The sequence below is a fragment of the Terrisphaera buseokensis genome (genome assembly GCF_047521145.2).
GTDB lineage: Bacteria > Verrucomicrobiota > Verrucomicrobiia > Opitutales > Opitutaceae > ER46.
In genome coordinates this window covers 3,312,206-3,335,833 of the sequence record NZ_CM134186.1, presented here as the reverse complement: position 1 = coordinate 3,335,833, position 23,628 = coordinate 3,312,206, and the positions used below count along the sequence as shown (strand labels likewise).

Annotated in this window: 21 protein-coding genes; 14 read left to right on the top strand and 7 right to left on the bottom strand. The window is 65.6% G+C overall.

The window, feature by feature from the left end:
* Window positions 1–91: 91 nt before the first annotated feature.
* The gene (locus ACLJEU_RS12455) at window positions 92–1,012 is read right to left on the bottom strand and encodes an HDOD domain-containing protein (RefSeq protein WP_414663067.1); all 921 of its coding nucleotides are present in this window, start codon (window positions 1,010–1,012) and stop codon (window positions 92–94) included.
* A 385-nt stretch (window positions 1,013–1,397) separates the two neighbouring features.
* Between ACLJEU_RS12455 and ACLJEU_RS12450 the strand changes: the two genes are divergently transcribed.
* The 3 genes from ACLJEU_RS12450 to ACLJEU_RS12440 are packed head-to-tail and all read left to right on the top strand — an operon-like array spanning window position 1,398 to window position 4,041.
* Window positions 1,398–2,972, top strand: a complete 1,575-nt coding sequence (locus ACLJEU_RS12450) for a response regulator (RefSeq protein ID WP_414663066.1) — start codon at window positions 1,398–1,400, stop codon at window positions 2,970–2,972.
* On the top strand, window positions 2,969–3,610 hold the full coding sequence (locus tag ACLJEU_RS12445) for a response regulator (protein ID WP_414663065.1): 642 nt from the start codon (window positions 2,969–2,971) through the stop codon (window positions 3,608–3,610). Before ACLJEU_RS12450 ends, ACLJEU_RS12445 begins: the two co-directional genes overlap by 4 nt.
* Before the next feature lie 41 nt (window positions 3,611–3,651).
* Complete coding sequence (locus ACLJEU_RS12440) at window positions 3,652–4,041, top strand: response regulator (RefSeq protein WP_414663064.1); 390 nt, start codon at window positions 3,652–3,654, stop codon at window positions 4,039–4,041.
* A 228-nt stretch (window positions 4,042–4,269) separates the two neighbouring features.
* Here the strand turns inward: ACLJEU_RS12440 and ACLJEU_RS12435 are convergent, their stop codons facing one another.
* On the bottom strand, window positions 4,270–5,046 hold the full coding sequence (locus ACLJEU_RS12435; RefSeq protein WP_414663063.1) for a hypothetical protein: 777 nt from the start codon (window positions 5,044–5,046) through the stop codon (window positions 4,270–4,272).
* A gap of 55 nt (window positions 5,047–5,101) precedes the next feature.
* Complete coding sequence (locus tag ACLJEU_RS12430; RefSeq protein WP_414663062.1) at window positions 5,102–5,761, bottom strand: hypothetical protein; 660 nt, start codon at window positions 5,759–5,761, stop codon at window positions 5,102–5,104.
* A gap of 189 nt (window positions 5,762–5,950) precedes the next feature.
* Between ACLJEU_RS12430 and ACLJEU_RS12425 the strand changes: the two genes are divergently transcribed.
* From ACLJEU_RS12425 to ACLJEU_RS12405, 5 genes are all read left to right on the top strand, one after another.
* The gene (locus ACLJEU_RS12425) at window positions 5,951–6,817 is read left to right on the top strand and encodes a MotA/TolQ/ExbB proton channel family protein (protein ID WP_414663061.1); all 867 of its coding nucleotides are present in this window, start codon (window positions 5,951–5,953) and stop codon (window positions 6,815–6,817) included.
* 22 nt (window positions 6,818–6,839) lie between these two features.
* Entirely contained in the window at window positions 6,840–8,333 is a 1,494-nt protein-coding gene (locus ACLJEU_RS12420; protein WP_414663060.1) for a hypothetical protein, read from the top strand.
* Between the two features lie 27 nt (window positions 8,334–8,360).
* Complete coding sequence (locus tag ACLJEU_RS12415) at window positions 8,361–9,434, top strand: hypothetical protein (protein ID WP_414663059.1); 1,074 nt, start codon at window positions 8,361–8,363, stop codon at window positions 9,432–9,434.
* Window positions 9,431–10,450 (top strand): hypothetical protein, encoded by a 1,020-nt coding sequence (locus ACLJEU_RS12410; RefSeq protein ID WP_414663058.1) that lies wholly within the window; start codon window positions 9,431–9,433, stop codon window positions 10,448–10,450. The genes ACLJEU_RS12415 and ACLJEU_RS12410 overlap by 4 nt, the downstream gene beginning before the upstream one ends.
* A gap of 125 nt (window positions 10,451–10,575) precedes the next feature.
* Window positions 10,576–11,439: an HDOD domain-containing protein gene (locus tag ACLJEU_RS12405; RefSeq protein WP_414663057.1), complete on the top strand. Its 864-nt coding sequence runs from the start codon at window positions 10,576–10,578 to the stop codon at window positions 11,437–11,439.
* Between the two features lie 73 nt (window positions 11,440–11,512).
* Here ACLJEU_RS12405 and ACLJEU_RS12400 read toward each other — a convergent pair whose 3' ends face one another.
* Entirely contained in the window at window positions 11,513–11,959 is a 447-nt protein-coding gene (locus ACLJEU_RS12400) for a DUF5069 domain-containing protein (RefSeq protein WP_414663056.1), read from the bottom strand.
* 195 nt (window positions 11,960–12,154) lie between these two features.
* Between ACLJEU_RS12400 and trhO the strand changes: the two genes are divergently transcribed.
* Both trhO and rlmF read left to right on the top strand, forming a co-directional pair.
* Entirely contained in the window at window positions 12,155–12,919 is a 765-nt protein-coding gene (gene trhO, locus ACLJEU_RS12395; RefSeq protein ID WP_414663055.1) for an oxygen-dependent tRNA uridine(34) hydroxylase TrhO, read from the top strand.
* A 38-nt stretch (window positions 12,920–12,957) separates the two neighbouring features.
* A complete protein-coding gene (rlmF, locus tag ACLJEU_RS12390) occupies window positions 12,958–13,905 on the top strand; it encodes a 23S rRNA (adenine(1618)-N(6))-methyltransferase RlmF (RefSeq protein ID WP_414663054.1) in 948 nt (315 codons plus the stop codon).
* Here rlmF and ACLJEU_RS12385 read toward each other — a convergent pair.
* Entirely contained in the window at window positions 13,893–14,279 is a 387-nt protein-coding gene (locus tag ACLJEU_RS12385) for a hypothetical protein (RefSeq protein ID WP_414663053.1), read from the bottom strand. The genes rlmF and ACLJEU_RS12385 overlap by 13 nt on opposite strands.
* 298 nt (window positions 14,280–14,577) lie before the next feature.
* On the opposite strand from ACLJEU_RS12385, the gene ACLJEU_RS12380 reads away from it, so the two are divergent.
* The 4 genes from ACLJEU_RS12380 to ACLJEU_RS12365 all read left to right on the top strand — a co-directional run bounded on the left by ACLJEU_RS12380 (window position 14,578) and on the right by ACLJEU_RS12365 (window position 21,216).
* Complete coding sequence (locus ACLJEU_RS12380; RefSeq protein ID WP_414663052.1) at window positions 14,578–17,166, top strand: hypothetical protein; 2,589 nt, start codon at window positions 14,578–14,580, stop codon at window positions 17,164–17,166.
* 284 nt (window positions 17,167–17,450) lie between these two features.
* On the top strand, window positions 17,451–18,584 hold the full coding sequence (locus ACLJEU_RS12375) for a glycosyltransferase family 9 protein (protein WP_414663051.1): 1,134 nt from the start codon (window positions 17,451–17,453) through the stop codon (window positions 18,582–18,584).
* Complete coding sequence (locus ACLJEU_RS12370) at window positions 18,581–19,849, top strand: glycosyltransferase (RefSeq protein ID WP_414663050.1); 1,269 nt, start codon at window positions 18,581–18,583, stop codon at window positions 19,847–19,849. The genes ACLJEU_RS12375 and ACLJEU_RS12370 overlap by 4 nt, the downstream gene beginning before the upstream one ends.
* On the top strand, window positions 19,846–21,216 hold the full coding sequence (locus ACLJEU_RS12365) for a flippase (RefSeq protein ID WP_414663049.1): 1,371 nt from the start codon (window positions 19,846–19,848) through the stop codon (window positions 21,214–21,216). Before ACLJEU_RS12370 ends, ACLJEU_RS12365 begins: the two co-directional genes overlap by 4 nt.
* A 20-nt stretch (window positions 21,217–21,236) precedes the next feature.
* Here ACLJEU_RS12365 and ACLJEU_RS12360 read toward each other — a convergent pair whose 3' ends face one another.
* Window positions 21,237–22,403 (bottom strand): glycosyltransferase family 4 protein, encoded by a 1,167-nt coding sequence (locus tag ACLJEU_RS12360; protein WP_414663048.1) that lies wholly within the window; start codon window positions 22,401–22,403, stop codon window positions 21,237–21,239.
* A complete protein-coding gene (locus ACLJEU_RS12355; RefSeq protein ID WP_414663047.1) occupies window positions 22,396–23,619 on the bottom strand; it encodes a hypothetical protein in 1,224 nt (407 codons plus the stop codon). The genes ACLJEU_RS12360 and ACLJEU_RS12355 overlap by 8 nt, the downstream gene beginning before the upstream one ends.
* Window positions 23,620–23,628: the final 9 nt, after the last annotated feature.

The following is a 23,628-nucleotide window of genomic DNA, read 5'->3' as shown; positions in this document are numbered from 1 at the left end:
AGCGCCGGGGAGGATCTTCCGCGTTATGGCGGGACGCTGTTACTCGCGGCGGCCGTCGTTCCGTGGGGCCTCTCCGCTGCGGGCACCTCACTCAAAACCGTGCAGGCTGGCCGGGAAACCGATGGCGCTCCGGCGCCTTCGGCGTGGTGTCCAGGACCGAGCTGACCTCCTCGAGGCGCCGCCTGACGGAATCGGCCATGGCCGACAACGCCGCCGCATCGACACCCAGCGGTTTCAGGTAAATGGCATCGGGCAACGGCGGCGGTTGATCCGCGGCGGGCGCGCACACCGTGGAACGAATCCACTTGGCGACATGGAGGAGACCGGCCATCGGCTGACTCACTCCGGCCAGGCGCGGCGTGTACTGCCAGCGCACCGCCTCGGACGTGTCGGTGGTGAACTGCCAGTCGCGCAAGAGCGCACCGCCGACCTCAGCCTGCGTGAAGCCGAGCGCGGCCCGCTCGCTGGCCACCGCCTCCCGCGGCATACCTTCGGAACGGAAAGTCAGTTTGCGGCCGCCGCGCAGCGACCACTCATCCAGCGCCACCATGCCGACGCAGTGGAGCAGCCCCACGGTGTACGCCGCGTCGCGATCCTGCGCGGTCCGCTCCGCCAGCGCCTCGGTGGCGAGGGCACAGGCAACGGAGCGTTTCCAGAGTTCGTCCGCTTCGATCCCGTAGGCATCAAGCGGCCGCACCAACACCTGCGACGCGACCGCATAGGCGACGAGGTCATAGATCTGATCGTAGCCGACCCGCTTCACCGCTTCGTAAACGGTATCACAACGCAGGCCACCACTGAAGTAAGCGCTGTTGGACGTCTGCAGCACGCGCGCGGCAATGCCCGGATCGAGTCGCACCAACGCCACAATGTCACTCATGACGGAGTTGCCGTCGCTCAGCAGCGACTTCAAGCGCGGCAGGACGCGCGGCGCCGACGGCAGATTCTTCACGTCACGGACGATGTCATCCGGCGTGTGCGTGGAGGACGGACTTTGGGTGGCAACGGCCATGGGGATCTACGCTCGTATATCGGCGCGTCCCGAGCTGACTGTGGTCGACATCACTACCCATGCCGTTGGGGGCCTTCGGGGCGCTTTCGCTACGTACCGTCCGGTTTCCGCGCCAACGCTGCCGCCCGCCGGCACTAGCGCCTGCGGAAGCGTCAGTTGGGTCGCGTCGCGCGGCCGCCTGCGAGCCCGCAGGCCGCCGTACCTTTCCAAATTGCCCGCGGAAGTGTGAGTAGTTCTCCTCCGCGCCGGCAGTCGGACGGGCGGCCCGAACCCCGACGACAACGCCGGGCGTTCGGTGATTGCGGCAAAGGGGAATCCGGGTCGAATTCGGGTAAAGTTTACGTGCTCCGCGTCGAGATTTAAGAACCCGTTCAACCGCATCAGCATGATTCGCGTGCTCTACGCCGAGGACGACCCGCAGGTCGCCGACATGGTCTCCTTGTATTTCGCCCGTTTCGGCGAGGGCTGCACCATCGAGGTCGTCGGCAACGGCCGGCTCTGCCTCGAGGCGCTCGATCGCGCGACCTACGACGTCGTGATGCTGGACCTGATGATGCCGGAACTCGACGGCCTGCAGGTGCTGGGTGAACTCACCGCCCGGCGCGATCCGACGCCGGTGATCATGGTGAGCGGCCAGGGCCAGCACGAACTGGCCGTGCGTGCGCTGCGGGCCGGCGCGGCGGACTGCATCGACAAGAACTCGCCGGACTTCCGCCGCATTCCCGAAATCGTCAAACGCGTCCACGCCCGGAACAAACGCCGGCTGGGCCAGGCCTCCGCCTCGCCCGGCAATCACCGGGTCCTCTTTGTCGATCCCGACGACGGCGAACGTCACGCCGTGTCGACCTTCATCGCCGCGGCCGCGCCCCGGCTCCGACTCACCGCCAGCTCCCCCGAAACGCTGGAACGCTTTCTGGCCGGCGAGGTGGAGTTCGACGCCGTCGTCCTCGGCCCGAATCTCGAGCCCACGGCGCTCTTCGATGCGCTGCGCCATCTGCGCGCGCGCGACGAGGATCTGCCGGTCATCGTGATCGCGCGCTTCGATCATGCCGACACCACGATCGCGGCGTTCAAATTGGGCGCGCAGGACTATCTGCTGAAGGGCCCGGGCTGTTTCGACGAGCTGGTGTTCTCGTTGAATCATGCGCTCAAGCGCGCGGACGCGGAACGCCTCAACGCGCGGCTGACGGACGAACTCGCAGGGCTGAACGAATCCCTGGCAGCGCAAGTGGCGGCCCGCACGCACGAACTCCAGCAGGAAGTGGCGGTCCGGCGGCAGGCGGAAAAACGTTCCGAGGACAACGCCGCCCGGCTGCAGGCCCTGTCCACGCGCCTCCTCCAAGTGCAGGAGGAAGAGCGCCGCGCGCTCGCGCAGGAGCTGCACGACCAGATCGGCCAGCTGCTCACCGGGCTGCGTTTCCAGCTGGAAGCCGCACGTGAGGCCGCGTCGAGTCCGCCGCTCGATCAGGCTTTGATTGTGACCAGCGATCTGCTGAGCAGCGTGCGCGAACTCACGCTCCAGCTCCGGCCGCGCATGCTCGACGATCTCGGGCTGAAGCCCGCGCTGGAGTGGCAGACGAAGCTGTTTCAGAACCAGACAGGAATTGTCGTGGAGCTCGAGCTGGCGCTGCCGGAGAAACGACTCAGCCCCGAACTGGAAACGACCGTCTTCCGCATGGTGCAGGAGGCGCTGACAAACGTTGCGCGCCACTCCGGTTCGCCCGCGGCGGTGGTCACGGTGACCGCCGACGACACGGCGCTGCACGTCGAGATTTCCGATCGCGGCCGTGGTTTCGACTCCGCGGCGGCACTCGCCCGGCGCGATTCGCTCGGGCTCGCCGGGCTCGCCGAACGCGTCCGGCTCGCGGGCGGGCACCTCGATATTTTTTCGCAGGCTGGACAAGGCACGCGTCTTCACGCCGAGTTTTCCCTTCACCTGGCGGCCCCACCTCCGACATGACGACCACCATCATCGCTGACGATCATGAGATCGTGCGCCGCGGCATCCGCGGCATTCTCGAGGGTGAGAAACTGTGCACCGTTGTCGCCGAGGCGGCTGACGGTCTGTCGGCGGCGCAGCTTGTCGAGAAGCACAAACCGGACGTCCTCATCCTCGATCTCAACATGCCGCGACTGCATGGCATCGAAGTCCTGCGCCAGGCGCGCGCCAGCAGTCCCGCCACGCGGGTCATCGTGCTGTCGATGCACAACGATGAACCTTATGTAATCGAGTCACTGCGCGCCGGGGCCTCCGCCTACATCCTGAAAGGTTCGGAGTCCCAGGAGATCGTCCACGCGCTGAAGGAAGTGCTCTCCGGGCGGCGTTACCTCAGCGCGACGCTTTCCGAGTGGGCCATCAACGCGCTCGTGGCGAAGCCCGCGGACGACGCCGATCCGCTGCAGTCGTTGACGCAACGCGAGCGCATGGTGGTCCAACTCGCGGCCGAGGGGCACACGAACGCCGAGATTGCGGAAAAGCTGTTCATCAGTCCGCGAACCGCGGAAACTCACCGGACCAATCTGCTGCGCAAACTCGGTCTGCAGACCCAGACCGATCTTGTTCGTTTCGCGATCCGCAAGGGGCTGATCCAGCCCTGAGCCGGCTGCGCGCGACGAATTCCACCCTCTCCTGAACATCAATGCCTTCACCCACGATCCTGTTGATCGACGACAATGATGACGTGCGCGAAATGCTCGCGCACGCGTTGCGCGCGGCCCAGTACACCGTGGTCGAAGCTGCAGACGGCCTGAAGGGCGTGGAGTACGCGCGCAGCCACTCGGTCGATCTCGTCGTCACGGATTTGGTGATGCCCGTGCAGGAGGGCATGGAGACGATCGTGATCCTGCGGAAAGAGCGGCCCACGCTCCCGATCATCGCCATCTCCGGCGGCGTCACGAACTCCGGTCTCTATCTCGACATCGCCGGGAAGATCGGCGCGCGGAGGATTCTGCCCAAGCCATTTGCACCCCGCACCCTCATCGCGCTGGTCGCGGAAGTTCTGGCCGCGGACAAACCCGCGTCGCCCTGAACCGCCGGGATAGTCTCAGCCGCAACCACTCAGTTGAAAGGTGAAAGGTGAAAGTTGAAGGGTGAAAGTTGAAAGCACCGGACGCAGACCCAACCACCGTCGATGAGACTCGAAGGCAGACACGCACCCATCGGTGGAAACCTGCCCGCACGGTAGAACCGTTGGCTGCTGCTGGGCTTCCGGTTCTTTCAACTTTCACCTTTCAACCCTCACCTGCATGAGTCCGCCTCAGCTCTTGGGCGCGGGAGCCGGTTTCGGGGTTTCCACCGCTGGCGTGGAAACGCCCCGGCGAATGAAATCCACGCCCGGACCGTCGGCGCGCACCTTGACCACTTTCTGGCTGGAGGAATCCTGGCCGATGTAGTCGACCGTCGCCGATGCCATGATCGGCAGGTATTTTCGCAGATCTTTGCTCTCGTCCTCCGCGCTCGCGTGGATGCTCCAGAGTTCGGCCGGCGGCCGGCCTTCGCTCGCGGCCTTGTTTTCGCGCGCGGTGATCTTCAGGTACTTTTCGTAGATGGTCACCATGCGCGGCACGTCGTCGTACCCGACGAGTTCGTTCCGCGGCGGATCGTAGACTGCGACGGTACGAAAACCCGAATTGCCGCGGGAGTCGGTCACCGGGACCGACTCGTACCGCACGCGCCCGCCGACCTGGGCGTACACCGGCACACTCACGCGCTCGAGTTTGGCGCGCGGCGTGTCCATGCCGTAATCGAGTTCCACGATCATGTCGGCCTTTTCCTCCGATGGAGCTTCGTACAGGCCCTTGCCGGAAAGCGCGGTGCGCACGTATTCCGCCGCCTCGCGATAACGCAGATTCTCCTCACCGAGGCGCGGGTCCTTGCTCTTCAATTTATACGACTGAGCTTCGCCGGGAGTGGGCTTGGTGATCGCGTCGACCTTGACCTTGTAGGTGTCGGACGTCGCGCAGCCTGGAAGAATCAGTGCGAGGACGGTGGAGCCAACAAGCAGGGCAAACCAACGTCCGGACACGGGATTCATCGGATGATAAGAATAGAATCGAGCGCGCAACCATGCGGCCCGCCGCCGCGATGATTCATTGGCTGGTTTTGGCCGCGGGCGCACCGGCCGCACCGGCTGCTTCGGCCTTCTTGGGCGATTCGTCGCCCTTCAAGCGCGCCAGTTCCTCTTCGAGCCGGGCGATCTCCGCCTCGGTCGACAGGGTTTTCTCGTGCGCTTCGTCGAGTTCCTTCTTCTTCGCCAGCGCCGCGGACCGTTCGTCGCGCAGGCGTTTCAGCCGGTCACTGGCCGACTCCAGCTTTTTCTTGGCGTCGTTCAACTCGAGATCCGAAATGCGAAAGCCCTCGGCAATCGCGAGCTCCTCGTCCATCGCCGCCTTCAGCTTCGCCTCTTCGGCGCGGCGCTTGGCGAGCTCCTGCTGGTAGGCCCGCTCCTGCGCGAGCCGATCCTGCTCCTTGCGATCCTTCGCGTCCTGCACCATGCCGACGATGCCACCGATGAGCGCGCCCGCCGCGGCACCGCCAACGAGGCCGGTGCCGGTGCCCATGCCGCTATTGTTGCCGACAATTGCTCCGCCCGCGCCACCGATCAAAGCGCCGGTGCCGGCGCCGCTGGCCGTCTTCGACGGAGCCACACCGGAGGAACATCCGGCCGCACCCAACACTGCAATCGCGGTGCCGACCGTCACCAACGGACGAAGAAAGCGGGAGCGCGAACGGTTCGAGGAAGTCTCCATGGGGATCGGAAGTGAATTAACTCGGGATTAGACTCGCCCAACTTTGTTTGTGTTCGTTTTAAATTCAACCGCGCTCGCGCGTTTTTAGTAACATCCCGGTTGGAATTGCAGCGGAAGGTTTGAAATTATCAAAATTCAGCACATATCGGACTGGGTGCGCGTCCGGCGGGTTGAGCAACTTCTATTCCTATGATTTCGCGAAACAAGGGTATTTTTTCGATGGAGTTTCTGGTTCCGGTCCTCGGCTTCATCGTCGCCGTGTTGTCCATTCACGTCTGGTACAAGACCGTTGTGATTCCGCATGCCAACGACGCCATGGTGAAGCGCCGGCTCGCCGCCGCCCAGGGTGCCGGCGGCAGTTCACGGGAAATGCAGGAGCGCTCCGTTTACCTCGTGATCAAGGATCTCGAGCCCAAGTGGGAGGTGATCTTCTGCTTTTGGGGCATGATCATTCTCGGCTACAAACTGGTTCACGTCTCGAAGGAACGCGCGCTGTTCAAACGTGATTTCGTCCGCGTGCAACCCGGCGAGCGCATCATTCCCGAGGATGCGCTCGACCGCTACAAGGAGCTGCGCGCCGCAATTGAGCGCGAGCCGAAGTGGCGTGAACGCCTGCTGCCCGAATGCATTCTCGCGTCGCTGCACCGTTTTCACGCCACCAGTTCGGTGCAGGACGCCGCCAATGCCGTGCGCGAACGCGCCGATCTCGCCGGCGATGAACTCGATTCGTCCCTCGGCCTCGTGCGCTACATTGCGTGGGCCATTCCCGCCATCGGTTTCATCGGCACCGTGCGAGGCATCGGCGACGCGCTGAATTTCGCGGAAGAGGCCGTCAAGGGCGACATCGGCGCCGTCACCACGGGTCTCGGTCTCGCGTTCAACTCCACCTTCGTCGGCCTCACGCTGTGTATCGTGCTCATGTTTTTCCTGCACCTGGTCCAGGGTCGGCAGGAGGCGTTCGTGATCGAGACGCAGACGTTCTGCCGCGACAAACTCATCGATGTCATGAAGGTGCCGACGAAGGAAGAGAGCACCTCGCCCGCCGGATTTGCCTGAGCCCCGCTCCGTCCCCCACCCCATGGCCACTCTCGGAATAGAAGTGTGCGACACCGCCTTTCAGGCGGCTGTCTGCGCCCATCACGACCCCAAGGCCCTCGCGGTCGCCGACGCCGCGGGCGTCACCGACTGGCCGGGCTTCGCCTACTTCGACGGCCAGAAATACGCCTTCGGCCGTGCGGCGGAGGATCAGTGGTTCGTCCATCCGCGCCGCGTGGCGCACACGTTCTGGGCCCGACTCGCGCACGAGCCGTCGACGATCGGACCGCTCGGCAAGGCCGCGCCATTCTCCGAGCTCGCGTATCACTTTTTCAGTGACTTCGCCCGCCGTGCCACGGGCCTCGCCGCGGCAGACAAGCTCGTCCTCGCCGTGCCGGGCGCCTACCTGAAGGATCCCGCCACCGAGGAGGAAAAGATCGGCCTCCTGCTCGGCATGGTCGGCGAACTGAAACTGCCGCTCGCGGGTGTCATCGACTACGCCTGCGCCGCGCTCTGCGATCCGCGAGCGCAGGGTTTCAATCCCGCGCTGCCGGTTGTCGTCATCAATCTCGATCTCGAGGGCGCCGATCTGACGCTGCTCGCCGCGGAGGAACATCTCGAGCGCAAGGACTTCATCCACCTGCCGCAATCCGGCTACGCGCAGCTGCTCAAACATCTCACGGCCACGATGGGAAACCGCTTTCTCCGGCACACGGCGTTCGACATCCTCGAGGATGGCCGGATCGAGCAGACGTTCTTCCGGCAGACGAAGGATTTTCTGCTGAGCGGCGCGCCCGAACACCGGTTTCAAATCAACACCGCCGCCCGCAACTATGAACTGCTGGCGAAACGCGAGCAGCTCGCGACCGACGCCCAGGGCTTCGTCAACACCCTCGTGCAGGGCGTGCAGGCTTTCCTCCAAAACTCCAGTTTCCCGGCCGATCCGTGCACCATCGCGTTGACCGATCGGACCGGCCGGCTGCCCGGGTTGGAAACGCGCCTCCGTGCCGCCGGTTTCCATCGCATCATCCGCCTGCCCGCCGGCGCTGCTGCCGCCGGCGCCGCCTGCGTGGGCGAGAACCGCCTGAAGGCCACGCCCGATCTCGCCGACGTCCCGGTCGAAACCGCCATTCCCGTCGCGCTCGCCCGCCGCTCGACCGCCAGCTCGTGGGAAGCCCGCCTGCAGAAGCTGCGCCTCTCCGGCCCGCCCCGGCCCGCCCCGACGCACGTGATCCTTGAAGGCATCGGCCACGCTCTCGGCAGCTCCAGCCGTTTCACGATCGGGTCCGCGAGCCTCGATGCTGATCTCGCCCTGCCGGAGTCGTTCAACGGCACCGACGACTGCGCGATTCCGCTGGTGCGCGACGACGGTCGCCTGTGGTTTGTCGATCCCTCCGTGCGCGCCCCTGGCGCGCCGGCGAATCCGCGCACCGCCGTGGAATCCGGAGACCGCCTGACGATTCGCTGCGGCGCGGCGTCCACCGATGTGCTGTTCGCGCACTTCAAGACCCACAACGGCGGGCGCGCGCACGATTAAGCACGCCGCCTTCGCTCCGTTCCCGTCATGTCCATTGCCGCCAAACGCCGCGAAACGGAGGTCTTCAGCCTCGCGTTCCTCGACTGCATTTGCTGCGGCTTCGGCGCCGTCATCCTGGTCTTCATTCTCACCGTCCTGCAGAAGGACAACGTCGACAAATCGGACGTCGATGCCGCGCGCGCGCGCCTGCAAAAGGTGCAGAGCGACGTGGCGATGAGCCAGCAGGAGCTCGATCGTCTCGCGCGGATTCTCGCCGCCGCGCAGCTCGAACTGCAGGACATCAACGCCAAGAGCACCCAGGACCAGCTCAAGCTGACGGATCGCAAACGCGATCTCCTCCTCATGCTGCAGCAGACCGGCGCGCTTAAGGATGCGTTGCATACCCTGCTCGGCGAGAAGAAGGCGCTGCCGACCGAGGACATCGCCCCGCCCGTTCCCATTCCCAACGTCGACCGCCGGCAGTACCTGACCGGCGTGAAACTGCAGGGCGAGTTCGTGGTGTTCCTGGTGCGCACCTCCGGTTCGATGCTCGACGACACGATCGATGCGGCTGCGGCCCGCCTCGGCGACACCGACGAGAAGAAACGCGAGGCGCCGAAGTGGCAGCGCGTGATTCAGTCGCTCGAGTGGATGCTCGCCTCACTCGATCCCGAGACCCATTTCCAGATTCTGCTCTTCAGCGAGGAGACGACCCCGATTCTCGCGACCCGCGGCGACGAATGGTTCAGCACCAAGGATCGCAAGACGATGACCGAGGTGATCTCGAAGCTGCACGCGTTGGTGCCGAAGGGCGGTGCCAATCTCGAGCGCGCCTTCACCGCGGTGCGTTTCCTGCCACGGTTGCCCGACAGCATCGTGCTGCTGACTGATGGCCTGCCGACCCGCAGCGATTCGCTGCCGATGGATGGAGACGTGGATGAAGGCCACCGCATCCGGTTTTTCGAGATCGCCACCAAGCAGCTGCCGCCGCGCATTCCGGTGAGCACGATTCTCTTTCCGATGCTCACGGGCGATCCCGGCGCACCCGGACTCTATTGGGAGCTCGCCAACGCCACCCGCGGCGCGCTCGTCAGTCCCTCGAAATCCTGGCCCGACACATGATCCGCCGCCGGCAAACCCAGGTCTTCAGCCTCGCGTTCCTCGACTGCATCTGCTGCGGCTTCGGGGCGATCATCCTCATTTTCGTGCTCAGCGTGGATTCGAAGGAGAAGGAAAAGCGCGAGGCCCTTGTCGACGTGAATCGCGCCTTGGTGGAGAAGCTCGCGGCGCTCACAAAGATGCGGGCCAGCAAGGAGGATCTCGAACGCAGCAGCGCCCGTGTCGCCACGCTCGTGACCGACGCCCGGCTGCGCAACGACTCGATTCACGCCCTGATCGACGAGTTGGAAAAGGGTCTGCAGCGGGAGAAGCGCGGCCAGGAGGCGCTGCTGGTCGACATCGACGACCTCAAAAAGGAAATCGCCGCGCGCCAGAAGAAGCCCGACTACGATCTCGTCCTCCCCGACGTGAAACCCGCCCCCGTCGGCCTGCCGGTGGGCAACAACTACATCGCCTTCGTCATCGACACCTCCGGCTCGATGCGCGACCCGAACAACGGCGGCCTCTGGCCGATCGCGATTCGCACCATCGAGTCAGTGCTCGATGTTTACCCGAACGTCGACGGCATCCAGCTCCTCGACGGCGACGGCCGCTTCGTGCTCGGCCGCCGCGGCCAGGGCACCGGCGGCTGGCTGGCCGACACGCCCGACACGCGCGCCTCCATCAAGCGAATCCTGCGTCGCTACGATCAGGATACGGTCAGCAATCCCGTCCCCGGGATCTACAACGCGATGCGCTTCCTTTACGACAAGGACAACCCGAAGATGCGGATGGGCATCTTTGTCTTTGGCGACGAATTCAATTCCAGCGACGCCGCGGATCTGGTCGTCCGCCGGCTGGACGAACTCAATCCGGCGGATGAAAACGGCGTCCGCAAGGTCACGATCAACGCCGTCGGTTTTCCCACGACGATCCGGTACCAGTTTTCGATGGGCAACACCGGCCTGCGCTTCGCCAACCTGATGCGCACCGTCACCTACCTGCACGGCGGCGCCTTCATCGCGTTGCAGGATCTTTAGCGGCGGTTCGTGAAGTTTTTGTCAGCCGGCCGGCGTGACGGAAGCACCTTGCCCGCCTTCGCCTTGGACGCACGACGCCAGCGAATCGGCGGTCAAGAAATCCGCGGCGGTGACGATGCTCACGAGTGCTCATTTCGCTGCCGTTTTTCAAGCCGACGCCCCACTCGCTGGTCAAGCGGCTGCACGATCTCCCGCCGGCGCCGAAAATCCTTCAATCGCTGCAGCGGCTCGTCGCGGATCCCAACACGAGCCTCGAGAAGATCGCCTCGGTCATCAAGCTCGAGCCGGGTTTGTCCGCCCGCGTCGTCCGCATGGCGAACAGCACGCAGTTCGGCGGCCGCACCCAGGTCGAATCGATCATGGAGGCCATTCAGCGCGTTGGTCTGAACGGCGTGCAGGAGCTGGTGACGTTTGCCGTCGCTTCCCAACTCATCGGCCGGCCGTTAGAGTCGTACCAGCTCAGCGCCCAAAACCTGTGGTCCCGCGCCGTGGCCTGCGCGCTCGCCGCCTCCGCGCTGGCGGAAAAATCTGACGTCGATCGCGGCGAGGCCTACACCGCCGGCTTGATGCATGGCATCGGCCTCCTGGCGATCGATCGTCACGTCGCGCAGTCGAAGTCCAAGCGCACGTTCGCCTCCGGCGGTTACCCGCTCGACTACGCTCCAGCGGAGCGCGAGTGGCTGGGATTTTCGCACGCCGAAGCCGGGGCGGCGCTGTTGGAAATGTGGGGCTTCTCCGAGGGCGTGTGCACCGCAGTGCAGTACCAGTTGGAGCCCGAGTCCGCGCCGGCGCACCGGCAGCTCGCGATGATGCTCGCGACCGCGCGATGGGCACGCTCATTGTTCTGCGTATCGGACGAAGTACTACCCGAACTGCCCTCGCCTCTGTGGCTCCAGGAAGCCGGTGTTGAACTGCCGGACTTCGGCGACTGGCTGAAAACGCTGCGGATCCGCTACACGCTCGCCTGCGAGGAACTGCGCCTCGGTTGAACGCGGCGTGCGTTAACCTCAACCAGATCGCGCGGACGCTGCGCCCGCGCGACCCGTTGAAAGACCGACCGATTTACTTCAATTCGCTCGCATGGAACGCCGCCCAGTCGTCGAGGGCGTTCAGTTCCACCGCAGTTCCGGTCACCGAACCATCGTCCGGATAGCCGGCCGACTTGAGGATCGCCTTGCGCGTCGCTTCCTCGTGGTGATAGCCGAGGATCGACTGATTCAGCTTGGTGACGGAAGCACGGTCGAGTTTCACGCCCGGCTGCGCCTTGATCCAGCGCTCGAACTCGGCGTAGCTCGGTTTCTTCTCGGTGATGAAAGCGCGGACGGCGTCGACGGAAAGTCCGAGCCCGGCAATCACCATTGAGTCGTAGCCCTTGCCGATGCCCGGGTAACCCGCGGCGAGCTTGCCACGCGCCTCGAGCGAGGCCTTGAGCCAGAGCCGCGGCAGGTGGAGCACACCCAGCGGACCAGACGCATTGCAGGGAATCATCGGAATGATGGAACTACTCATAGGTATTCGGGGCTGCCGCGATACAAAGTGAAACACGCCCGTCCACGGCCCAGCGGGAAGTGTCTGTACCACGCGTCACACTGGGACCTGCGGCGCACATATCAATGCTGCCGTGAGAAAACCGCCGCGCCCCATGCAGTGACGCCCCTTGATTTCAGCGGACGAGCGTTCGAGACTCGGCCTTCGCATCGACTCATGGCCGCGTTCCGCAACATCTCCGCCTATAAATTCACCCCGCTCGCGGATCTCCCGGCCTTGCGCACGCGCGTGCTGACCTCGGCCGACGCCTTGCACCTCAAGGGCACCGTGCTGCTGAGCCCGGAGGGAATCAACGTGTTCGTCGCCGGACGAGACGACGACGTAGCGGCATTTGTCGCGCGGCTGCACACGGTGCCCGGGCTCGACGATCTCGTGATCAAGGACAGCGCGAGCCACGCGCAGCCGTTCGGCCACATGCGCGTGAAGATCAAGCGGGAGATCATCGCGTTTGGCGTGCCGGGGATCGATCCGGCGCGCAAGCCCTCGCCCAAACTCTCACCGCAACGCCTGAAGGAATGGCTTGATGAAGGGAGACCCGTCACGCTGCTCGACACGCGCAACGACTACGAGGTGGCGCTCGGCACCTTCCGGGGCGCGCTGCCGGCGGGCATCGCGCGCTTCCGGGACTTCCCGGCCGCCGTGCGCCGGCTGCCGCCGGAATTGAAGGAACAACCCATCGTGATGTTCTGCACCGGCGGCATTCGCTGCGAAAAGGCCGGACCGTTCATGCAGCAGGAGGGCTTTCGCGAAGTGTTTCAACTGGACGGCGGGATCCTCAACTACTTCGCGCAGTGCGGCGGCGAACACTACCACGGCGAGTGCTTCGTCTTCGACGAACGCGTAGGGCTCGATCCCGCCCTGCGTGAGACCGGCGCGGCGCCGGCCGACGCGACGCGTATCACCGGCGATGTGACGCCCTGAATCGCCCGACTCCGTCGCGACTCACCGTTTGCCCCGGCATGCATCCGCGCAATCAGCATCAGGGGCGGTACGATTTCCCGCAGCTCATCCAGCGCAGCCCGGAGCTCGCACGCCACGTGCGACCGACGGGCTTCGGCGACGACTCCATCGACTTCGCCGATCCGACGGCGGTCACAGCGCTCAACCGCGCGCTCCTGCAACTGCATTACGGGGTGTCGTCCTGGGTGCTCCCGCCCGGCTACCTCTGCCCCGCCATTCCCGGCCGCGCCGACTACGTGCATCATCTCGCCGATCTGCTCGCCGGAGCCGGCGGCACGATTCCGTGCGGCGACCGTATCCGGGTTCTCGATATCGGCACCGGCGCGAGCGTCGTCTATCCGATCATTGGCGTGCACGCCTACGACTGGAGTTTCGTCGCGAGTGACATCGATGTGCGCGCCCTGGAGTCGGCCCGGGCGATTGTCGCAGCGAATCCGGTGCTGGCCGCTCGCATCGAGTGCCGGCGCCAGACCAATCCCCTGGCCATCTTCGCAGGCGTCATCACACCGGGCGAAAGCTTTGCGCTTACGCTGTGCAACCCGCCGTTCCACGCGTCTGCCGCCGCGGCTGCGACGGGCACGCAGCGCAAACAGCGAAATCTCGGCCGGCCTGCCGCAGTCGCATCACCGCCGCTCAACTTCGGTGGTCAGAGCCACGAACTGTGGTGCCCCGGCGGCGAGGCCGCGTTCATCCGTCGGATGATCGCCGAGAGCGTCGCGCACGCCGGCGCGGTGCATTGGTTTTCCACCCTGGTGTCAAAACGCGAAACGCTGCCGCTGATCCTGCGCGCGCTGACCGCCGCCCGCGCGACCGACGTTCGCACGGTTACGCTCGCGCACGGACAAAAGCAGAGCCGGTTCGTGGCGTGGACGTTTCGTCGCGTGACACCGCCACGTCAGCGCGAACGCCCGAGTGCACCTCGCCCGCCTTCAGCTCACAAACGGTAGGCAGGCAGAATCAAGTTCCGCCGCGGCGGGACGGCGCGCGAATCGACCGGACGCACCAACGATCCAGGCGTCACACGCACGCGCGTGACCTGATCGAACTGAAACGCGTTGGCCGGAGACGGCGGCGCCACCAGCGATTTCGGCGCGGTCCACGCGACCACCTGGCCGTTGAGAAACACCACCTCGGCGCGGCGATCGTACACGGCCACTTCAAAGCCGCGGCCCTTGCTCGCCATCAACTCCGATCCCAGAGCGATCGAAATCTCCTCCCGCGTCATCCCGGGTTTGAGATCGGCCCAGCCGCCCGCGGCCCAGCCGGTAAACGGCAAAGCCAGCGCCCATGCGGCCAACCGGGCAGTGAGGAAACGAGCCATGTTCGGTTCATCGGACGCCGTCGGGCGAAACTGAGCGGACTTGAAATCGCTGGAGAGATTTACCGGGAATTCACGGCGTGAATGGGATCACGGCGAACGGAATCGGAGCTGCGCCCGCCGCAAAGTGCACGCTGCAACCTGCACGACCGATGGTTGCCTTGTCGCTGGGAAAGACCGGCCTCCGGCGAATTGCACGAGCGGAATCGGACCGTTGGAAACATTCCTGTAAAAGCCCGACCGACGGAGGGTCTTTCGTTGAACGATCCCGACGCGGCACCGATTGCGTCGGCATTATTTAATGCAAACCACCGTACAACAAAAAATGCTCCTCGCGGCGACGCTCGCACTCGTCGCCGCGGGTTCCGCGAACGCCCTCGAAATCCCGCGGCGCGCGGACGACTTCATTGATTCGATCGGAATCAACACGCACATCGACGTGGCGGCGTCGGTCTACAACGAGGCCGTAGTCGGCCAGTCCGGCATCCGTCATTTCCGGAGCAACGTGAAGCCCGGCGTCATGCCGACACTCCAGGCGCGTCTGGCCAGCCTGCACACGAACTACGGCGCGCGCGTCAACCTCGTCTGCGATTCCACGGATTTCACTCCGGTCCAGTTTCGCGACCTCATGAAGGAGCCGATGTTCGAGTCGATCGAGGGTCTGAACGAACCCGACGTGGTCGGGCCGCATTCGTATCGGGGTTTTCGTGACAACTGGGCCAGCCAGACCTATCCCGCCACGCTCGCGTTTCAGCAGGATCTGGCCGCCGCGATGCTCGCCGATCCGATCACAAATCCGAAGGCGGTCTTCTCGCCCGCCATGGCCAATCCCGCGAACTCGCGCTACCTGCGCTCCGTCGCCGCCGACTTCATTTCGATGCACAGCTATCCCGCGCAGGAGATGCCAACGGGGAATTTCCTGACGTCGTTCGCCATTCCCGCCGCGCAGATGATGGCGACGCCCGGCGGTCCCACGCTGCGGATCGTGGCCACGGAAACGGGCTACCGCTCGGGCACGGCCACCGGCGACATCTCGAACGCCGCTGCCGCGAAATACGTTCCCCGCATCTACGCCGAGTACTTCCGCCTTGGCGTCATCCGGACGTTCATCTTCGAAATGACGGACACGGTGGGCGTGTACAACTTCGGTCTGGTGAGCGCCGCGTTCGAACCCAAGCCCGCTTACCATGCGCTCAAAACCCTGATTTCCCTGCTGCGCGACTCGACCTGGGATGCCAGCAGGAGAACGTGGAACGCCGGGGATGCGTTCAATCCCGGGCTGCTCGACTACGCGATCACCGGCGGCAACGCGAACGTCCATCACGTGCTGCTGCAGAAGAGCAACGGCAAGGTGTACCTGCTGCTCTGGCACGAAGTGCCGAGCTACGATTTGGCGGCGCGACGCGATCTCGCCAACCCGACCGTGCCCGTCGACCTGACGTTCAACGTTCCGCTGACGTCGGCAGCGCTGTATCGACTGGACTCGACGACCGCGAAAGCCACCTACGGCAACGTCGCCACGATTCGCGTCGACGTCCCGGACGAGGTCGTGGTGCTTGAACTCACTCCCGGCGTGTTCGTCGCGCCCGAGTCGATGGCAAACTCCGGACCGGTGGTTTCACTCTCCGCGACGGTCGCCAAGGCGATCGCCACCACGGGCCAGGCGGGCCGGATCACCGCCACCCGCACCGGCAGCACGAGCACGCCGCTGACCGTGAACTACACCCTCTCCGGCACCGCGATCAGCGGCCTCGACTTTGCCCCGCTGTCCGGAACGGTTTCAATTCCGGCCGGTGCCACGGAGGCCAGCGTGGCCGTGTGGCCGCAGAATCTTTCGGCGATCGGACGCAAGGCTCTCACGGTGACCCTGGCCTCCGACGCGGCCTACGCCGCCTCCGCCGCGCGCAGCGCGACCGTGTACTTCGGCGAGAGCCGCACCACGGTGTCCGACTTCGAGGCGGGCATTTCCGGCTGGTTCGGCAACGCCGGTGCCACCACGACGCGGACGACCTCCGATGTGGATACGGGCGGCGGCGCGCTGAAGGTGGAGTTCGGCGTCAACGGCAGCGATCGCTGGATCAATAATTTTCAATTCAACCTGCCCTCAGCGCAGGACTGGAGCGCGGTATCACGGATCGAACTACGCTTCAAGGAGAGCGCATCGAATCCGCTCTCGAACATCGGCAAGCCCCTGTACTTCGCGTGGCACAACAATGGCGTCGGCGTCGGCGATGGCTTCGGCGTCGGCAAGATTCCGCTCAGCAACGAAAGCTCGTACCGCTCCATCGTGATCGATCTGCGCGACTTTCCCCGCGACCGGGTCACGGCGCTCAATTTCTACGTGGACGGCGCCGTGCTGGTCCCGGGCAGCCACGTGGTCTTCATCGACAACATCACCGCCGTCACGGCGTCGAACGGCATGCTCGACGACTTCGAGGAGTTCGGCGGTTCCAACTGGAACAGCGGCGCCCGCTCCGTGCTCCAGACGGAGCGCGCGAACATCGACGCTGGCACGCAGGCCCTGCGGTGGACCTACCACGACGATCCGGGCATCCGCTGGGACAATCACGTCAAACTCGACTTCCCGCAGACCCTCGACCTCAGCCAGTATTCAACGCTCAGTTTTCGCCTCAAGGAAGACGCGGACAATCCGGTGTCCGACATCGGAGCTCGTTTGTACGTGGACTGGTTCAACGGCGGCAATCGCGCCAACGGTGACGCTGGCGTGACGGCGCTGCCCCTCCGGGCACCCGGCGGCTATCGCACGGTTGAAGTCAACTTGGGGCAGTTCAATCGCGACAAGCTGAACGCGCTCTTCTTCTACGTCGACGGCGACGCCCTCGCGAGCGGCCGGCATACCTGGTACATCGACAATATCATGGTCTATTGAGCGGTCCGCGACCGATCCGGCGGCCGGGAACGGGCCGGATCGCCGCGTCCGAGGGCAGGCCGGCGATGAGAATAGCACCATCGCGGTGCCACTGAGCGGGTTGAGGCACGCCCGCGCCCGGTGGCGAAGCTTCACGCGCGGTTGGCACAAAATGGGCAACGGGAATCCATTTCTCCTGTCCATCGCGCCGTGAGCACGTCGCCTCCCATCACCACTTCGCCGGAGAAAGTACCCTCGCGTCCCCGCGCAAGCGCCGGGCACTGCCGGGAGCGTTCACCGGCCCGATGACGCGCGGCCCGATTCACTCGTCGACCTCGAAGGCGCTCGCGTGGCGGATGCTGCAGGGCGTCGTGATCGCCGCACAGCTTGGCGCCGCGGCGCTGGGTCGGACCCGCCGGGTGGATGTCATCATCTACAAGGTGGATCGACTCGGTGACTGGCTGCTGGCCGAGCCGAGCATCCGTCGCCTGGTGGCCGCCACCGAGGCACGCGGCGGCACCCCCGTCGTCTGGGCGAGTCGGGAAAGCAGTCCCCTGCGTGCGTGGCGGCCGCTGCCCTGCGCCGTGGAGTCGCTGGCCTTCGAACCCCGCGGGTGGCGCGCCCGACTCAGTCGCACGTTGAGCCTGATCCGGCTCCTCGCGGTGTATCGCGCTGAATCACTTTACTGCCTGAGGCACGCCCCCGATCCCATCCGCGATTTCATGCTGCGCGCTGTGGCCGCAAAGAATCGCCACGCGCTCACGTGGCGTATGTTTCCCGGCCCGCTTGGCGCGGTGCCACACGAAGTGCAACGCCATCACTGGATTCTCGGCGCTGCCAACCAGGCTCCCGCCGATCCGCGCTCCCTGTTGCCCGACCTCGTTACCGCAGCGGGCAACGTCACGCCTCGCTTGACGATCGCGCCGTTCAGCTCCGCACCCATCAAGGACGTGCCCGACCGCTTCTGGACGGACGTCGTTTCAGCATTTTCAGCCGAGCCTCGCGCGTGGGAACTCTGGGTCGGACCCGATCAATGCGCCCGCGCCGAATCCCTGGCCGCGCGCATCCTCGCGCTCGCCCCGGCTGGAACCCGCGTCAGCGTGCGATCCGGCAGCGTGGCTGAGTTGGCCGGAGCAATCTCCGCAGCGAGTCTCGTGCTCAGCGTGGACACGCTCGCCGCGCATCTGGCTGCGGCGTTCGACGTGCCGCTGGTCGCGCTTTTGGGCGGCGGCCAGTTCGGTGATTTCGCGCCATGGTCGCGGAGCGAACGGCAGCGATGGCTCTCGCATCCTTTGCCGTGTTTTCACTGCGGCTGGCACTGCTCGCGCGCCCAGAACGACTGTCTGCAACTGATCGCTCCGAGCGCGGTCGTCGCGGCGATGCGCGCCTTGGAAACGCGCCGACCAGCACCCGAGCGGCTCGCGCCGGTACCATCGTGAACGTCGTTATCCTCAATGATGCCGCCTGCATCCGCGGCGGAGCCGATCGCATCGCGTTCGACAGCGCGCGGGCGCTGGCTGCGGCCGGACATCGCGTCACGCTCTTCACCGGCTTCGGCCCGATCGATCCCGCGCTCGTCGGCGTGTCCGGGTTGACGGTCGAATGCCTCGGCACCGGCTGGATTCGCCAGCAGCAACAGTCGCCCCGCGCGGCGTTGGTCGGGCTCTGGAATTTTTCCGCAGCGAAACGACTGCGGCTTGTCCTCGCGGGGATGGATCGGCGAAACACGATCGTGCACGCCCACCTGTATTCCAGCGCGCTCTCCGCGTCCGTGCTCGATGCCGCGCTGGGACTGGGCTTCGTCACCGTGCTCTCGCTGCACGACTACTTCATCACCTGCCCGAATGGCGCCTACTTCGTCTTTCCGCGCGCGGAACCGTGCGAACGGCGCGCGCTCAGCGCATCCTGCCTCGCGTGCAATTGCGACTCACGCCGGCCAGCCCACAAGGCGTGGCGCGTCCTGCGCACGTGGATTCAAAATCGGATCGCCCGCTTGCCGCGCCGTCTCTCCGCGTACGCGGCCGTGTCGCAGACGTGCGCAACCCTGGCGCGCCGCGACTTGCCGCCGGGGGCCCGCATCACCGTCGTGCCGAATGTTGTCGCGGTGGATCGACAGGAACCCGTCGCCGTCGCGCGTCAGCGCAATCTCGTCTTCACCGGCCGGCTCGAAAGCTACAAGGGGCCGCAGCTCCTCGCCGCCGCCGCCGCGCGGCTGAATCTGCCGGTGGTGTTCTGCGGCACGGGTCCGCTCGAGCCGGAGTTGCGCCGGCTGTGTCCGACCGCGCGCTTCACGGGCTGGCTGTCGCCCGACGGCGTGCTGGCCGAGCTCGCCGAGGCGCGCGCGTTTGTTTTTCCCTCCGTTTATCGCGAGACCTTCGGTCTGTCTGCAGCCGAGGCACTGGCGCGCGGACTGCCGGTGGTGGCGTCGCGTGGAACGGCGGCGGAGGAGTTCGTGCACCACGACCGCAACGGTTTTCTCTTCGCCCACAATTCCGCCGACGATCTCGCCGCACAGCTGCAGAAACTGGGCGACGATGCGACGGCCTCGCGGCTGGGCGCGCGCGCGTATTCTGATTACTGGGACGCCCCGCTCACGCTGGAGCACCATCTGTCCCACCTCCTGCCGTGGTACCGCTCTGTCCTGCCGACGGTGGACGAAGGCCCGCCATCGGTCCCGGCCGAAAGCCTTTCCGTCGCGCCATGACCGCCACCGCGCCCATCGCACCGTCCGCGCCGGCGGCAATCGAGCGCCCCAAGGCGGCGCACAACGTCTTCTGGCTCGTGGCCGAGCGTGGCCTGAAGGCCGTGGGCGGACTGGGCATCGGCATTCTGATCGCGCGGCATCTCGGTCCGGAGAACTACGGCCGTTATGGCGCGGCCATCGGACTCGCCACGCTGGCCAAGGAAGCCGTGATGCTGGGCTTCGACCGCATGATCCGCCGCGATCTCGCGGCGCGCCCGCAGCAGGCCGGAGCGATCATCGGCACCAGCATCGTGCTCGGCCTCGTGCTGGCGCTCGGCGTCGCATTGGCCCTGACCGCGGCCGTCGGACATCTGGTCGATGACGCGCTCACGCAGAAGCTCACGCTGATCGTAATCTGGATGGCCTTCCCCCAGGCGTTCTTCGCCTGCGAAATCTGGTTCGAGAGCGCGGGCTGGACGCGACCGCTGGTCTGGACGCGCAACGTCGTGTGGCTCGCGTCGCTCGCCGGTCGCATCACCCTAGTGTTCAGCCACGCATCGGTGGTCGCCTTCGCGATCCTCGCGCTGATCGAGTGGATCGTCACCTATGCGGCGGTGTGCGGCCTGCTCCGCCGCCTGCATTGTCACGAACTCGCCTTCTCATTCGACTTCGCCCAGCTGCGGGCCTGGTTCTCCGAGGGACGCCCGATCATCCTGATGGTGGTGCTGAACTCCACCGCCGAGCGCCTCATGGTGGTGCTGGTGCACAACCTGGCCCGCGTCGAAACGGAGGCCGGCTATCTGAGCGCCGCCCTGCGGATCACGGATATCTGGTGGTCAATCTCAACCATCGTCGCGGCGGTGTTTCTGCCGCGCATCGTTGCCCTGCAACGCACCGACCCGGACCGCTGTGCACGCGCGGTGCAACTGTACGCGAACGCGAGTCTCTTTGTCGGCGTCGCCGCGGCCGTTGCGGTCACGCTCACCGCACCCTTCCTCATTCCCTGGCTCTTTGGCGCGGCCTATGCGCCTTCCGCCATCGTGCTGGTGATCGTTTTCTGGTCAGGCGCCGCCGTGTTTCCCGCGGTGGCGCGCGCGCAATTCTGGGTGAGTCGCGGCCAGGTGGCGCTCGAATTGCCCTGCGTTGCCACGGTCGCCTTGGTGCAACTCGGGCTCGCCGTGCTGTTGATTCCGCGTTTCGGCGCCATCGGCGCCGCGGTCGCGATGACTTCTGCGCAGTGGATCGGACTCTACGGCGTCACGCTCGCCCTGCCGCGATTGCGCACCGCCAGCCAGGCACAGTTTGCCGCGTTTCGCTCCCTGCTGGCCCCCTTGGAAACCGCGCGTGCGCTCGCCGGCTTCGCCCGCGGCATGGTGCGCAAAGGCTGATTCGGTCGCGCCGCACTCGGTTATCGCGTTCCGGCCATCGCTGTCACGCGCGGCGCCGCCCGCAGCGGCAGCCAACCTTGAACATCGAGCCACGCCCGCAGCGTCTCGGCGCGCGCATCCCACGTGAGTTCGTGCAAGGCCCGCCCGGGTCCGGTCCGGGCGCTCCGGCGCAAGGCCTCCTCGCACCGATCAGCCAGCGCCTCGACGTCATGCTCGGGGTAATACAGCGCGGCCTCGCCGAAGAGCGCCGCCACCTCGCCCGTGCGGTTGGTGACGACGGGGCGGTTGGCCGCCGCATAGTGAAACGCCTTCGTCGGACAGCGCGACACGTTGAACGGGGTCGCCGGAAAAGGAAAAATCAGGACGTGCGCGGCGTCCATGTGCGACGCCAGGTCGGCCCGATCCACGTGGCCGGCCCACTCCACCACCGACGCCACATCAGCCTGCACCGACTTGGTTTTGAAGTAATCCGCATCGGGTCCACCACCGAGAATCCGAATGATCGCATGCGAGCCACGACGCCGGAGGACGGACGCCAGGCGCAGAATCTCATCGATTTGATCCTCGTAGAACCGGTTGAGCGAACCCACGTAGACCAACACGGACCGGCCGCCCGCAGCCGTTTGCAGTCGCGCGACGAGCTCCGGTCGAACCTGGTGCTCGTCCGCGCTGATCGCGACCGGCAGCCGCAGGACGCGCTGCCGCAATCGCGGCCGGTGCCGGCGCACGGTCGCCTCGAGAAACGCCGAGGCGCAGGTGAACCCTTCGGCCTGTCGAATCATCCGCCGTTCGATCCAGCGCAAATATGCCCGCCGCATCGGACCGAAGCTCTCGATCATGGAAGGAAACTCATCGAAGTCCTTCACGATCGGCACGCCCGGCGCCCACCACCCGCGCAGGGTGAGACTGCGCAACCCGACGCCCACGACCCACACCGCCGACCACTCATTACGCGCGAGCATCCGCGCCTTGCTCCGCAAGTCAGAAGCCACATTGCCCGGCATGTAAAAGTGGGAGTCGACGTGCGGCTTGTCCGCGAGAAACGCGCGATTCTCATCCCGATCGGGAACGAGCACGCTGACCGGGACTCCACGCCGGCCGAGTGCATCGGCGATGAAATAAAGTTTATGCTGGCCCGCGTGGTCCCGCATCGTGCTGACGCCGGTGAACAACAGGCGCTTACTCACGGAAGTCCTCCGCGAGTTCTTCCTGCCGCTGCAAAATGACAAGGAGGCACGCGCACACCAGCAGCACGATCTCAACGCGCGCCACGCCGGAGAACGGACTCATCAGCAGATTCCAGCCTCCGGCCAGCACGAGATAGAGCACGAACGCCCGGTGCGGCACCGCGATCCGCGTCAGCGTCCGCAGCGTCTTCAGCACGAGCACCCCGAGACCGATAAAAAACGCCCCGCCGAGAATTCCACCCTCGGCCAGGGCGACGAGCACCTGCGAGTGAATGGCCAGCTTGCGCGCCTCCTCCTCGGTGTATCCGCGAAACGATGACTCCAGCGCGCGCCGGCGTTCCTCGAGCCGGCGGATCGAGCTGGTGGCCGTGAACCACGACCCCTGCCCCACCAGCGGCGACTCCACAAAGACCTCCGTTGCCGTCTCGATCATGCTCTGCCGCTCGATGTTGGAGCCTGCATGATCCTGATCCTCGAGGAAGAGCAGATTGGCGGCCACGAGCAGCGCGCTGGTGACGGCGATCGAACCGAGCAGCGCCAGCGGGCGCCAGATGCCGCGCACGTAAGCCAAACCGAACAAGCCCGCCGTCAGCAGGCAGGTGGCCCCGAGACTCCGCGCCCCCAGCGCGAGATTGGCGAGGCCCAGCACCAGTGCGACGGTGACCTGCAGGAACGCACCCCGACCGGCGACCGAGAACAGCACGATGGCGCTGACACAGTAGCCGAAACCAAACTTCCACCATTCACCGTAGAGCGGTCCGTCAATCATCGCGTTCACCACGCCTCCAACGGAGAGGGCGAGGATGAACGCCCACAGCCGCGACCAGGAAAAGTCGATCAGGTGCGCAATCGCGACGAGGTCGACGACCAGGAAACCCACCCGCGCCCAACCCCGGATCAGATTCTCATAGGGCGTGGCGCGAAACACGTCACTGACCACATAGCCCAGCACGGTCACTGCCGCCAGGGTGAGGAGCAGCCGGTACCAGCCGAGTTGCTGGATTCGTCCCGCCCAACCGCGGCGAAAATATGCCTTGATCATCACCCACGGAAACAGCGCGACCAGAATGATCTCTCCCACGGGCATCTGTCCCACCACCGAAACGGTGAAGGCAGAGAGAAAACCGGCCGCGGCGCACAGCCAGGTCGGGCCGTGGCGTTGCAGGAAGTCCGCCCAGCGCCCGGACGATTCGTAGGAGGTTGAATCTGCGTACATGAAACTTCT